The sequence below is a fragment of the Serratia sp. 25CWL12 genome (assembly GCF_055790885.1).
Window position 1 is genome coordinate 1,633,710 of the sequence record NZ_CM147698.1, and the last position, 13,382, is coordinate 1,647,091.

The window sequence follows — 13,382 nt, forward strand, 5'->3', positions numbered from 1 at the left end:
GTACTTCTAAAGAAAAAGACTTGGAGATAGGTGGTATTCCCCGCTAAGGGTATAAAAAACAGTGGATTGTGTCGAGCCCTGACCACTAAAAAGTCAATATCGGTTGCCTAAAACACCGTCTCATAAAAGTACATCGTCTATTTTCCACAAAAATAAAAGATAAGCCCTGTATGCGGTCACTAATTGGACTTGCATCTCGAGCACAAGTCAAAAAAAACGCTCAAAAAACAAGCATAAACCGAACCGGCACCGATGCAATAAGTACGACGAGTATAGTAGGTTATATTGAAGATAGATCAATTTTATCCCAAATAGAGCAAAACACTGCATTGCTGCACCGGTTCCAAGGCAGGGCGGGATCGCACTTTGTTAATGAAACTTGAACGGGCAGATCGTCTGTGATCTAATCACGTCTCCATGTAGGAGGCACGCTCGATGACATTGATTGAACACCTTACCCTTGTTGAAGAAACTCGCTCTGACATCAATCGTAAACATGACCTTGTTGACGTCATGTTTCTTGTCATCAGTGCCATCATGAGTGGTGCCGAAGGCTGGCGGGACATAGAGACCTATGGCAATTCAAAGGCCGATTGGCTCCGTCAGTATCGACCTTTTGCCAACGGTATCCCGCGCCGTCACACCATTGCCCGCATTTTGCGCTGCATTGTCATCGATACCCTGCTTGAAGCGTTGCTCTGCTGGGTCAATGAACAGCGCACCCATCAGGGAAAACCCATAATTGCCTTTGACGGCAAGGTGTTACGTGGCTCCTACCGCGGAAATGCCGCCGAAGCTCTGCAACTGGTTACAGCCTACGATACCGAAAATGGTTTGGTTTTAAGCCAGAAAACAACCCCAAATAAGAAAGGGGAACTCGAAACGGTCAAAGAAATGCTGGAAATTCTTGAGCTCAAAGGCGCTGTTGTGACGCTTGATGCCCTGCATTGTCAGCGTGAGACGCTGGAGAAAATCAGCGAGAAGAAGGCGCATGTGGTGGTTCAGGTAAAGAAGAACCAACCGAAGCTGTATCAAGCCGTTCAATCGCAATTTCAGGCACTCTTTGACGCACAGAAAGAGAAGATAATCGTCGAGCACAAAGAGAGTGGTCATGGCCGCCAAGAAGAGCGTTATGTCTTTCAATTAAAATCAAAACTACCGCCTGAGCTGGCGGAGAAATGGCCGACAATCCGCAGCATCATCGCCGTTGAGCGTCACCGTAGCGCCAACGGAAAAGGAACGGTAGAGACCGCCTACTATGTCAGCTCGTTATCTCCCAAACACAAGCTGCTCGGGCACTATATTCGTCAACACTGGCGGATTGAGAACAGCCAGCATTACATTCTTGATGTGGTGTTCAATGAAGATGCCTCCAGAATAGCGATGGAGGATGCGGTCGAGAATATGGCACTATTCCGGCGCTTTGTTCTAAACATCATAAAGCAGAGTAATTGTGGTGCGCCGAGTCAGAGAAACAAGCTAAAAAAGGCAAGTTGGGATGACAATTATCGGGCCCAGTTATTCTTTGGTTAAATAAAAAGCAAAGTGTGCTCCCGCCCTGGGTTCCAAGGGTGGGCTGCCATCCAGTGATACCACCACCTTATTGCAAGTAGCAAGTTTCCTGCCATGATAAATGTTCAAGAATGCATCTTTGTGAACGGAAAATATGCATTCAGAATGTCAGAGCGCGCTTTATTGAGAATAGGGGGTTGCTAAGGGAAAACTATTGGTACATAATGCAGACCGTGTTGACAGCCAATGTTGTTAAATAACGTTGAGTATCAACAAGTTGAACCAGAGTGTGGAAGGCTTTCCCGCTTGTGGTTTCAAGTTAAAACAGATAATTATCAGCTTTAACTTGAAAAAGCAGATGTTTGAAAAAACAAATGTTTGAAGAAGTAAATGTTTGAAAAAGTAAAGAGTACCAAGGCGCGTTAACAAAGCGGTTATGTAGCGGATTGCAAATCCGTCTAGTCCGGTTCGACTCCGGAACGCGCCTCCAATTTTCAGCCCGGGTGGTGAAATCGGTATACACAAGGGATTTAAAATCCCTCGGCGGCAACGCCATGCGGGTTCAAGTCCCGCCCCGGGCACCATTTCGAAATCATAGACGCAAAAAGCGTCTATTTTTTTGTCTCAACCCATGGCATCACTCACTTTTCTCCCTTTTATACTCTCCATAAGTCAACGCAATTCAACCTACATCAAGCTACTTGCAAGTATACATTTGGGTATATACGTTGCTTCTATGATTCTCTGTATACTCACCGCAAGCACATGCGAGGACATGGATATGGCCCTGACAGATATCAAGGTACGTTCGGCAAAACCAGAAGGCAAAGAGTACTCATTTGACTGATGGAGACGGCGGGTCAAGATCAGGCAGGTATATACTGGCAAAAAACTTTTGCTATTCAAGGGTATAAAAATGAAAATCAGCAAGAAAAATGCCGTGGTAGTGCGTAAAGCACTCGACAGTTGGGAGGAGGAAGGGGCACTTAGCGCTGAACAACATCAACAACTACTGCAAAATATGCAGGTTCAACCTTTTGACTGGCGTCGACTGGCGCGTTATTCATTTCTAGCTGCCCTGGCTTCACTGTTGATCGCGATTACAAGCCTGTTCACCGACAGTGAGTTGTTGGAAAAACTCAGCGCTCTGTTCCGCTTCGATGCGTCCGTGCGTATGGTAAACGCCGCGATACTAGCAACTCTTTCCTATATCTGGGCGTTTCGCCGCCGCATACGTTACCCTGACAAACGTTACAGTAATGAAGCCATCCTGTTTATTGGCGTGCTGCTGACCGCCTGCTCATTATGGCAACTGGGGGTCTGGCTGGATAACGGCAGCGGGCGGGTGTCTACACTGCTGATAATGGGCGCAGTGTTGTACGGGGTTATCGGCTGGTTCAGCCGTTCTGGGCTGGTTTGGTGGTTTGCCTTGTTATCACTCGGCAGTGCCTTTGGTGCAGAAACCGGCTACATGTCTGGTTGGGAGGCCTACTGGCTGGGCATGAGTTATCCGATCCGTTTTATTGCTTTCGGTCTTGTCCTGATCGCTGCCGCATTTATGCTGAAACCTGCGTTGGTCAAACGTGGTCTGGAGCGGGTTTCACTGGTAATGGGGTTGCTGTATCTGTTTATCGCACTGTGGATCCTGTCGATATTTGGTAACTATAGCGATCTTGACCGTTGGAACAACGTACGCCAGATCGAACTGTTGCATTGGAGCCTGCTATTTGGCATCGCGGCAGCCACCGCTATCTGGCTCGGGCTAAAGCAAGACGATGGCGTGTTGCGTGGATTCGGGTTGACCTTCCTCGGTATTAATCTGTATAGCCGTTTCTTCGAGTTGTTCTGGGATAGTATGCCAAAAGTTATTTTCTTTGTTGTGCTGGGGATCAGCCTGTGGGCATTGGGTCACTATGCGGAAAAAATTTGGCAGTTAGGTCGCCAGCCGCAGGATGTGACAGATTGATACCAGCTAATTTTTTCTAAATTACCGCTGCTATTACCATTCCGCAATCTTGTCACGTTTGCAGGGACGACTGGAAGCGGAGCGGAATGCCAAAGGCATTGACCTGGATGAGCGGGTTGCCGGGCTGAAAGTGGGCTGGGAGCCCACAGAGTGGGCTCCCAAAACGTGCGTTCGAACTTAACTATAAGACGTAATACTCAAAAAATGAGGGATTACGCAAAATTAAGGCGTCGGACAAAAACCTATCAAAGATAAATTATAAATCTGGCCACTGTTGTTAAAGAGACCATCTTTCGGCAAGTCATAACCAGCATGGAAGAAACACTCTTCACGAATCTCACTCACCAAACCAAGTGAACTGACCGCTTTAAGATAAAATGTTTCATATTCAGGAGCAATCCATTCAGGAAGAACGGCTAGAGGATAAACCACTCCTGCAGGAATAATCGCAGAAACAATAGACGGCTGTGTAGGCAAGTTTGGCTCCCAATATTGAGACCCCACTGATACTTCACATTCTTGAATAGCAAAATATTGTTGAAGGTTCTGATAGTCAATTGCTTGAGGATCGCAACGAACATAAACATAATGCTGGTTAATTTTTTCCGGCTGAGCAGCAAAGGTCATCACTAACTTATTTTCATTCAGTGACGCATTGCTAGCTTCTGCAGTATATTTCCAAATCTCACCATTCTCTTTGGATATGTACTGATACGCGCTCCAATTAATCAATTGCGGTGCCTGTAGCGTATAAATGACAGATCCATCAGCAGGTAAACTATATTGGTCAACCTCTGTGCTGCCATTGAGTGTTATCTTGGCGTTACAGGCGATTGGTGTCGAGTCAGGTAACTGACATTGGGCGGTAAATTGATAAGGGGCAGATAAAGGAATAGATATCGAGCCAGGAATCACAACACCCGATCCCGTCGTATCCAATGGGTTCGTAATTTTGCCCATCAGACGTTTATTATCTCCTGACAAACCCATCGCTTTCCAAGTGATCGCCTTAACCCGATCGGGCATATTGTAGGCTGTCTCACCTTCAGCACCAATGTTATTGCTTTTTACCAGTTTTGAGCCGTCCACGAGTACTACAGAAGCGGTTATGCTACAGGCAATAGGTTTGGATTCGGGATCTACGCATTGCAAGAAAGTACTGCCAGCAGATTCAAATTTAAAATCCCAGTTCCATGATGAGAAATGCGGCACGGTAGCTTCTACCATCAACATTTTCTCGCCGTCGCGGGTTATCACGATTGCCGACCCTTTGACATCAGGCGTTTCTTCCCATAGCCCCAGGCTTTCGTTGAAGTACCACATTGGGATTTTGCCACCTGCCGATAAATCATGACCATCAATGTTGGAGAACGGCAAGCTCATCTGCAGGGTTGCGGTTTTACCTTCAGCTAAATTCAAGGCGTTACCGGCTTCATCATAAAAAGCGACGGCCATTAGCCCTGCGCTGATCAAGTCAACCTCTTGGCTATCTGCGGTGATAGCGCGTCCATTGGCAGGCATGGCTTTCAGGTCATCGCTGTCAATATTCCAAGGCGTCAATTCAACTCGCGCTTTGCCTGTTGCAGGGGTTCCGTCCGCATTAACCAATGCAGCCTCAGGCAGAATAACGTGGGCATTCATAGTCAGGCTGGAAATACCTTGCGCTTTTTCAATATTTTCAAGGTATTTGGTTTCTGTTACTGGCATCAAATGTATGACAATCGGCGGCATTTTTTTCTGCACCGCAACTTTGACAGCTTGCGTCACATAACCCGCTTTTTTCACTTTCACCACCCAGAAACCCTTCTTATCCGCAGGAAGAGTAGAGAGTTGCGCTACGCCATTTTGGTCGCTGGATGATACCTTTACTTCATCAAAGAATATTTCAGCGCCAGACAGGATAATGCCATCTTTGCTTTCCGTAATAATATCTAGAGTCGCAATCTCTGGTGGAACAACAGGCTCTGGGTCTGGAACGGGTGGAACTACAGGCTCTGGAACAGGTGGAACAACAGGTTCTGGGTCTGGAACAGGTGGAACAACAGGTTCTGGAACTGGCGGTGTAACTGGATTGACCGGCGGGTTGGTGTCTGAAGATTCTCCCCCACCAGAATCGCAGGCGGACAACATAGCAACAAATATACCGATGCATAAAGCGCGTAAGAAACGTATTTTGTTCACAGCATCTCCTTCCTAGAGTTATTGTTAGGGCAATTATTATATTTTATAGTGCAAATATCGCTGGTACCTTTCAGAAAGCATAGATGCGAACTTCCTAGCTTATCCTAATCTGGTTTACCCAGCGTCCGGGAGTTCGCCTATTACCATCTACTTATATTCTGAAATCTATTAGATATATCGTTTTGAATTCTTTATTGCGCTTCCTGTTGTCAGCTTATCCTGTACCTGTTGAACCCGCTCCATACACTGGCAGTGTAGTTGCGCATCCATGGTGACTGATTGACCCTTGCTAATGGTCAAGGGAGCAGCCAGGTAGCCAGTAATAGCGTATCAATAAGATCAGCAGTATCGATATATTGTCCTTTCCGGTTAGTCTTTTCCGGTTAGATACCACGACGGCCTGCCATAAATATTAATGTGGCTAATGAGTGTATTCTGAACAACAGCGATTATTCAAGTTAAATAGTTAGCAGACTGGGGGTACGTCACGGTAAGTGAGATACGGGCTGTTGGGATGGATGCGTGAAGTGTTGATGGTATATCCCCCTCAACAATTTCAAGTTTTTCTAATTCCAGCAGGTTGAGCAGATTTTGCAATGCCTAGCTCATAGGGTAACAACCTTTTTCATCATCGTTTAAGCAGTGTGTTCAACAGAGGCGCAATTTAAATATAACGCCAGATATTGTTCAGTTTACGCAGTCATAGGTGCATTGAAGCCATCATTATTCTCCCATCAGCTGGTTATTATGCCAATTTCGCCCCCTTAACTAAAGAAATCCCTCAAGTATAGAAACCTTTTTGGCGCGACCCTCATTGCTTGCTGTAACAAAAGTGAAACATAAACTTCACATAGGTTCTCTTGCATCACTGTTTGGGAGTTATGGAGATATGCAGACACAACAACTACAACACTTCGCGCAGATAGCTGAGTCTATCACTGATCAGACCCGCCAGCTGCTTAAACAGGAGCGCCAGCGTTATCTCTACGGTGGGCGGGAATTTGTCACTAAAGATGATCTTAGCCCGGTGACGGTGATTGATCAGCAAGTCGAGCAACTGATACGTGAGCAATTAACCCGGGCTTTTCCTGGCCACGGCATCCTGGGTGAAGAGTATGGCGCTGAGGCTCAGAATGAAGAGTGGGTGTGGGTGATTGACCCGATTGATGGCACTAAGCAGTTTATTGCCGGGGTACCCGTCTACGGCACCTTATTGGCGTTATGCCACCATGGTCGCCCAGTGATAGGGATCATCGATATTCCGGCAGTGGAGGAGCGCTGGGTGGGCATTGCCGGGCAACCCAGTACCTTGAATGGCCACCCGATCCGCACTCGCTCTTGTCAACAACTGGCTGATGCTTTGATGTCTACCAGCAATACTGAGCCAGTTCTTGCCGAACATCGTCCAGGCTACAACCACCTGTTGAGTGCCAGCAAATGGCGGATCTACGGTGTTGCTTGCTATGCCTACGGTTGCCTTGCCTCGGGGCGTATCGATCTGAGTGTCGATAGTGGCGGTATGCGAGAAGTCGATTACTGCGCCATGGTACCCATCATCGAAGGGGCTGGCGGCAAAATTACCGACTGGTATGGCGAACCTTTGACCATGTATTCCCAATCGACGGTTGTCGCCGCCGGCGATCCGCAGCTCCATGCACAGGTACTGGATGTGCTCGCTAGCTACCCAGCATCTTTCTAATCCTGGCGTCTGCGCCTTAATGATGGGTGAATATAATGATTAAATGGATAAAGTCAGCACCGGAACAAGCGGCAGCCCTAGACAGTGAGCAGGTCAACCGTACTTATCGCTACTGGCGTATTCATATCATGTTGGGAATGTATGTAGGCTATGCGGTGTACTATTTTACGCGCAAGAGTTTTACTTATGTTATGCCGGATATGTTGGCGGATCTTGGGTTGACCAAAGCGGATGTGGGTTTAATGGGCACTCTGTTTTACTTTATGTACGGTGCCTCGCGCTTTATTTCTGGCGTGATGAGTGATGCCTCTAACCCACGTTACTTTATGGGCATTGGCCTGATCCTGACCGGTGTGATCAACATTCTGTTTGGTTTCAGCTCCTCGCTGTTGGCATTAACGTTGTTCTGGCTGTGTAACGCCTTTTTCCAGGGCTGGGGCTGGGCACCTTGTTCCAAACTACTGACAACCTGGTACTCACGTAATGAGCGGGGCTTCTGGTGGGCTATCTGTAATACTTCCCATAATGTGGGGGGAGCGATTATTCCACTACTGGCAGGGGTGCTGGCGGTTAATTATGGTTGGCGTTACGGCATGATAGTGCCAGGGGTGATCGCCATTCTGGTGGGGTTTTTTATCTGTTTTCGTTTGCGTGATCGCCCTGCTTCAATGGGATTACCCACCGTAGGCCACTGGCGTGCGGATGCATTGGAGCTAGAGCAGGAACATAAAAGTGAGCGATTACCGATCTGGGAAATCTTAAAACGTTATATCTTTACCAATAAATATATCTGGTTATTGGCCATCTCTTATGTCTTTGTTTATGTGGTACGCATCGGTATCAATGACTGGGGTAATCTCTATCTGGTAGAGACCCATAACTATCAGTTAGTGAAAGCAAACTCTGCTTTGACCATGCTGGAGATTGGTGGTTTTCTCGGTACCCTCGTTGCCGGTTGGGGATCGGATAAGTTATTTGCAGGTAATCGCGTACCGATGAATATCATTTTTATGATTGGCATCTTCGTCAGTGTTGCTTTGTTGTGGTTGTTGAGTGTCGACAGCTATTTCCTCAATGCCGCCTGTTTCTTCTTTATCGGCTTTTTTATCTTTGGGCCACAGATGTTGATTGGCATGGCAGCCGCAGAGGCAGCGCATAAAGATTCTGCTGGTGCCGCCACTGGATTCGTTGGCGTCTTTGGCTATCTGGGGGCGGGGCTTTCTGGCTGGCCGTTGGCGAAAGTGATGGAAACCTGGAGCTGGGACGGCTTCTTTACTGTGCTATCAGCCACAACCTTGCTGTCTGCGTTACTGTTGCTGCCCTTGGTGGTTAAACCCAAAGCGAATACCAAGTGTTCCCCGGCAAGTTCATTGAATAGTTGAGCAGTAAACCCTCCTGTGTATTGGCAGGAGGGGGTTATGTTTGCCGCGTGAAGCTGGCAAAAATCCGTTGGGCTATGAGGGAAAGCAGAGCCAAGCATTGGCGATGAATTTTTTCTTAATATGGTGTAAAAATTTTTTATAGCAAGGGGTTGTGTCATCAGTCCCTTGCGATTGTCATCACTGTCACTTCGTATCACTTGTTATTAGAGTGCGGGGTATTCCGACCGTAATAAATTTCATGCATCTCTTTCCAAAGCATGTTGGTGATATTTTGTTGTTCCTCTGCACTCAGCTCATCGGGTTGTGCGTTGAACAGATAGTGTTTCAGATCAAAATATTTCAACAACATTTTGGTGTGAAACATGTTCTCCTGATACACATTCACATCCGTCATATGATAGAGGTCTTTAATATCCTCTTTAATATCCTCTTCAACAAAACGGGATAGAGCGTCTTATTATTTTTCAGCAAAGATACACTCATGCATAACCGGGATAAGTGAAATAAAAAGATCAACGCTAAACGTGATGTTGACGTTATCTGCATGCAAATAACACGTTTATCACGGTCAAGACTGAGATTGATGGCAGAAAGTGCGCTTAGAATTCCTAGAGTGATAAGGAAATGAGATCTTCATCTCAGTTCCAGCTAATTGTTATAGCGAACATGAGTACTGTGGATCAAATGACGTGCTACAAGAATATCAAAACGCTATTTATGTTTCTTATTTGTTAAGGATTGGTTTCTTTTTGGTTTATTTTTAACATTAATCTGATCATTATTATTCATCAAGATATTTTATTAACATAAATTTAACCCAATAAATCACGAAATTTAACAATTATGGACTTGAGTCACATTCCAATCTGACTCATCTCGCTACCTCTTGTATTCCTTTGTTAATCTCCAGCATGTGAAAAGCAGCCACATGAAAATAATACCGTCACGGTACAACACCATGGGCTCGTCACCCTGCAACCAACCCGTTACCTGAACGAAAACAAAAAGGTACTGCTATGAAACTTAATCTCGCATTACTGAATGCATGTGTTGTTTCTGCATGCATGCTATTTACCACGCAAACGATGGCAGAGAAAAAACATGAAATTGCTGTCGTGGCGAAAGTTACCGGTATTCCTTGGTTTACCCGCATGGAAGTTGGCGTAAATGAAGCGGCAAAAAAATTGGATGTTAATGCTTATCAAGTTGGGCCGGCAACACCCGATCCAGCACAGCAAGTTAAAGTAATTGAAGACCTTATCGCCAAAAATGTTGATGCCATTATTGTAGTTCCGAATGATGCTAAGGTGTTGGAACCGGTACTGAAAAAAGCACAAGAGAAAGGCATTGTGGTGTTAACCCATGAATCTCCGGATCAGCGTATCGGTCAGTGGGATGTTGAGACTATCGATAGTGAAAAATATGCTCAGGCCAATATGGATGAGTTGGCAAAAGCGATGGGTAGTAAAGGTGGCTATGCCATTTATGTAGGCTCGCTGACTGTGCCGCTGCATAACGCTTGGGCCGATTACGCTATTAAATATCAGAAAGAGAAATACCCGGACATGTTCGAAGTGACCCCGCGCCTGCCAGTGGCGGAGAACATTGATAAGTCTTACTCCACCACACTGGATCTGATGAAGACCTATCCGCAAATGAAAGGGATCATTGGATTTGGCTCACTGGGGCCAATCGGTGCCGGTCAGGCGGTTGCCAAGAAGCGGGCTAAAGATCAAATTGCCGTCGTCGGTATTGCGATGCCAGCACAGGCTGCACCTTATCTGATGCGCGGTGATATCAAGAAAACATTGCTGTGGGATCCGAAAGATGCGGGTTTTGCGGTGGTGGTTATTGCTGATCAACTGCTGAAAGGGCAAAAAATCACGCCGGAACTGACCATTGAAGGTTTGGGTAAAGCTGATGTCGATAGTGAAAAAGGGGTGATTCGTTTTAACAAAATTCTCGAAGTTACCAAAGATAATGCAAAAACATTAGGTTTCTGATTTTCAGTCGCCACACCAAGGATAGTAGTAATCATAAGTTATTGGTAAGAAATAAGTTATCAGTGAAACAGGCGGCGGGAGAATAGCCCTGCCGCTCTGACCACCACCCAATGGCTGCAAAAAATAGCGCCATGATTACGGCGTTAGGGAAGGTATTGTCATGACACAGGCTAACGCATTTATCACTCTTGAACATATCAGTAAGCGATTCCCCGGCGTGCTGGCGTTGGATAACGTGAATCTTACGCTGAATAAAGGAGAAGTGCACTGTCTGGCAGGCCAGAATGGCTGCGGCAAAAGCACCATTATCAAAGTGATTTCAGGAGTTTATCAGCCAGAGAAAGGTGCAAGTATCCTGATAGACGGTAAGCTGTTTCATCAGTTTACGCCACAACTCTCATTCTTTTATGGTGTACAGGTTATTTATCAAGACCTGTCATTATTCCCCAATTTAAGCGTATCCGAGAATATTGCTGTTCACCGTTATCTGCCTGGTGGTGATTTTTGGGTGAAACGCAAGAGTATGCGTGAGCGTGCATTAGCTGCCATGCAGCGAGTGGGCGTCACCCTTGATCCAGATAAAAAAGTTGAACAACTCTCCATTGCTGACCGCCAGTTAGTGGCGATTTGCCGCGCTATCGCCGCCGATGCTCGCTTGGTCATTATGGATGAACCTACCGCCTCGCTGACCAGTCAGGAAGTGAAAGGTTTGCTGAATGTGGTACGCGACCTCAAATCACAAGGTATCTGTGTGGTGTTCGTCAGCCACCGGTTGGATGAGGTGATGGAAGTGGCTGACCGTATCAGTGTGATGCGCGATGGTAAGTTGATTGGCACTTGGCCTGCCAGCGAATTAGATAGCCATGAGTTGGCGTTCCTGATGACTGGTCAACGCTTTACTTACAGCCAGCTCCCCCCGCTGCCCGCGAAGGCCGAGCCATTGCTGGAAGTAAGAAAACTTAGCCGAGGGGCGCAATTTCGTAATATCGATTTAACCCTCCATCAGGGGGAAATTGTCTCTATTACCGGTCTGTTAGGTGCAGGCCGTACTGAGCTGTGTCTGAGCTTATTTGGTATGACCCAACCTGATAGTGGTGAGGTATGGGTAGCCGGTGAACAAGTGCATTTTCGTCATAACCGTGACGCGATCCGCCACGGGATAGGCTATGTCTCTGAGGATCGTCTAACGCAGGGATTGATCATGGAACAGTCAATCTATGACAACACTATCGTTTCGGTTTTCGACAAGTTACATACTCGTAGTGGATTGCTGGATCACGCTAAAGCCACTGCGCTGGTCAATCAGTTGGTGCAGGATCTGAACATCAAAGTATCGGATACCGCGCTACCAGTAAAAACACTATCGGGCGGTAATGCTCAGCGGATTGCCATTGCTAAATGGGTGGCAACGCAACCGCGTATTTTGATCCTCGATTCGCCGACGGTGGGGGTGGATATCGCCAACAAAGAGGGGATTTACCACATTGCCAAGGCGCTGGCAGAGCAGGGGATGGCAGTCTTGATGATTTGTGACGAGATCTCGGAGGCTTATTACAACAGCCATCGGGTGCTGGTGATGCGCAAAGGTGAACTGGTCGCTGAGTTTTACCCTCATCAGTGTACCGAACAAGAGATAGCCGAGGTGGTTAATGGATAGGCTAAAACTGCGTCAACTGACGGGGCGGCATGAGTTTTATCTCGGCCTGCTGATATTGCTACTGGTTATCGGTCTGAGCTTGAAAAGTTCGGAGTTCCTGACATTAGGTAACTTAACCGATGTTGCGACCAGTTATGCCATTTTGGGGATTCTGGCTTGTGGGCTGTTTGTCGTACTGATCGCCGGTGGTATCGATATCTCATTCCCGGCAGTAACGGCAATCGCACAATACGTGATGGCATCATGGGTCATTACCCACGGTGGCAGCTTCCCGCTTGCTTTCGTCTTGGCGATGACCGTGGGTTGTGTGCTGGGGTTGGTGAATGGATTGCTGGTGTATTGGCTGAAAGTACCGGCGATTATTATCACGATTGCCACGTTGAATCTGTTTTACGGCTTACTGGTTTATGTCACTAACGGCACCTGGCTGTACGGCTTTCCAGACTGGTTTATGACCGGGATTAACTGGTTCTCGTTTACCGGCAGCGACGGTTATGACTATGGCCTGACATTACCGCTATTTTGTCTGGCGGCCACCATTATCTTTACCAGTGTGCTGATGAATTACACGCGGCTTGGGCGGCAGATATTTGCGATGGGCAGCAACAAAGATGCGGCTTCCCGTTTGGGGATTAACATTCTGCGGTTGCATCTTTATGTCTATGGCTACATGGGGTTGCTGGCGGGGGTTGCGGCGGTGGTTCAGGCGCAGATTTCTCAATCGGTTGCACCTAACTCATTGATGGGATTTGAGCTGACGGTATTGGCAGCGGTGGTGCTCGGTGGCACCAGCATGAGCGGCGGTCGTGGCACATTAACTGGCACAGTGCTCGGTGTCATGTTGCTGGCATTTTTGCAAAATGGACTGACGCTACTGAGCGTCTCTTCTTACTGGCATACGGTTTTCAGTGGCGCAATCATTTTGGTGAGTATCAGTAGTACCGCATGGAATGAAAAACGCAAATTGCTGAGGGAGTCCTGA

General features: G+C 47.0%; 8 protein-coding genes, 2 tRNA genes and 1 pseudogene. 9 read left to right on the plus strand and 2 right to left on the minus strand.

The features are described 5' to 3' along the window. Nucleotides 1-435: 435 nt before the first annotated feature. From ACX9GV_RS07145 to ACX9GV_RS07160, 4 genes are all read left to right on the plus strand, one after another. Nucleotides 436-1,533, plus strand: a complete 1,098-nt coding sequence (locus ACX9GV_RS07145; protein WP_473197556.1) for an ISAs1 family transposase — start codon at nucleotides 436-438, stop codon at nucleotides 1,531-1,533. A gap of 395 nt (nucleotides 1,534-1,928) precedes the next feature. After that, a tRNA-Cys gene (locus tag ACX9GV_RS07150) sits at nucleotides 1,929-2,002 on the plus strand. A 7-nt stretch (nucleotides 2,003-2,009) separates the two neighbouring features. Continuing rightward, nucleotides 2,010-2,096, plus strand: a tRNA-Leu gene (locus tag ACX9GV_RS07155). A 332-nt stretch (nucleotides 2,097-2,428) separates the two neighbouring features. Further along, entirely contained in the window at nucleotides 2,429-3,478 is a 1,050-nt protein-coding gene (locus tag ACX9GV_RS07160; protein ID WP_473197557.1) for a DUF2157 domain-containing protein, read from the plus strand. Between the two features lie 222 nt (nucleotides 3,479-3,700). Here ACX9GV_RS07160 and ACX9GV_RS07165 read toward each other — a convergent pair whose 3' ends face one another. Beyond that, nucleotides 3,701-5,659 carry a hypothetical protein gene (locus ACX9GV_RS07165; protein ID WP_473197558.1) on the minus strand — a complete coding sequence of 653 codons (1,959 nt, stop codon included), beginning with the start codon at nucleotides 5,657-5,659 and terminating at the stop codon, nucleotides 3,701-3,703. Nucleotides 5,660-6,548: 889 nt separating this feature from the next. Between ACX9GV_RS07165 and ACX9GV_RS07170 the strand changes: the two genes are divergently transcribed. Beyond that, nucleotides 6,549-7,358 carry an inositol monophosphatase family protein gene (locus ACX9GV_RS07170; RefSeq protein ID WP_473197559.1) on the plus strand — a complete coding sequence of 270 codons (810 nt, stop codon included), beginning with the start codon at nucleotides 6,549-6,551 and terminating at the stop codon, nucleotides 7,356-7,358. A gap of 35 nt (nucleotides 7,359-7,393) precedes the next feature. Beyond that, nucleotides 7,394-8,740, plus strand: coding sequence for an MFS transporter family glucose-6-phosphate receptor UhpC (gene uhpC / locus ACX9GV_RS07175; protein ID WP_473197560.1), 1,347 nt, complete (start codon nucleotides 7,394-7,396; stop codon nucleotides 8,738-8,740). Between the two features lie 193 nt (nucleotides 8,741-8,933). Here the strand turns inward: uhpC and ACX9GV_RS07180 are convergent. Then, nucleotides 8,934-9,155: pseudogene (locus tag ACX9GV_RS07180) on the minus strand (adenosylmethionine decarboxylase); the annotation flags it as partial. Nucleotides 9,156-9,756: 601 nt separating this feature from the next. Between ACX9GV_RS07180 and ACX9GV_RS07185 the strand changes: the two are divergent. The 3 genes from ACX9GV_RS07185 (at nucleotide 9,757) to ACX9GV_RS07195 (ending at nucleotide 13,382) form a co-directional block, all read left to right on the plus strand. Continuing rightward, nucleotides 9,757-10,743, plus strand: a complete 987-nt coding sequence (locus ACX9GV_RS07185; protein WP_473197561.1) for a substrate-binding domain-containing protein — start codon at nucleotides 9,757-9,759, stop codon at nucleotides 10,741-10,743. A gap of 160 nt (nucleotides 10,744-10,903) precedes the next feature. Next, nucleotides 10,904-12,400 carry a sugar ABC transporter ATP-binding protein gene (locus ACX9GV_RS07190; protein WP_473197562.1) on the plus strand — a complete coding sequence of 499 codons (1,497 nt, stop codon included), beginning with the start codon at nucleotides 10,904-10,906 and terminating at the stop codon, nucleotides 12,398-12,400. Next, entirely contained in the window at nucleotides 12,393-13,382 is a 990-nt protein-coding gene (locus ACX9GV_RS07195) for an ABC transporter permease (protein ID WP_473197563.1), read from the plus strand. The genes ACX9GV_RS07190 and ACX9GV_RS07195 overlap by 8 nt, the downstream gene beginning before the upstream one ends.

Bases quoted from the DNA above. Each gene is read 5' to 3' on its own strand.
- ACX9GV_RS07145 (WP_473197556.1), top strand. From the start codon at position 436: ATGACATTGATTGAACACCTTACCCTTGTTGAAGAAACTCGCTCTGAC.
- ACX9GV_RS07170 (WP_473197559.1), top strand. From the start codon at position 6,549: ATGCAGACACAACAACTACAACACTTCGCGCAGATAGCTGAGTCTATC.
- ACX9GV_RS07185 (WP_473197561.1), top strand. From the start codon at position 9,757: ATGAAACTTAATCTCGCATTACTGAATGCATGTGTTGTTTCTGCATGC.
- ACX9GV_RS07160 (WP_473197557.1), top strand. From the start codon at position 2,429: ATGAAAATCAGCAAGAAAAATGCCGTGGTAGTGCGTAAAGCACTCGAC.
- uhpC (WP_473197560.1), top strand. From the start codon at position 7,394: ATGATTAAATGGATAAAGTCAGCACCGGAACAAGCGGCAGCCCTAGAC.
- ACX9GV_RS07190 (WP_473197562.1), top strand. From the start codon at position 10,904: ATGACACAGGCTAACGCATTTATCACTCTTGAACATATCAGTAAGCGA.
- ACX9GV_RS07195 (WP_473197563.1), top strand. From the start codon at position 12,393: ATGGATAGGCTAAAACTGCGTCAACTGACGGGGCGGCATGAGTTTTAT.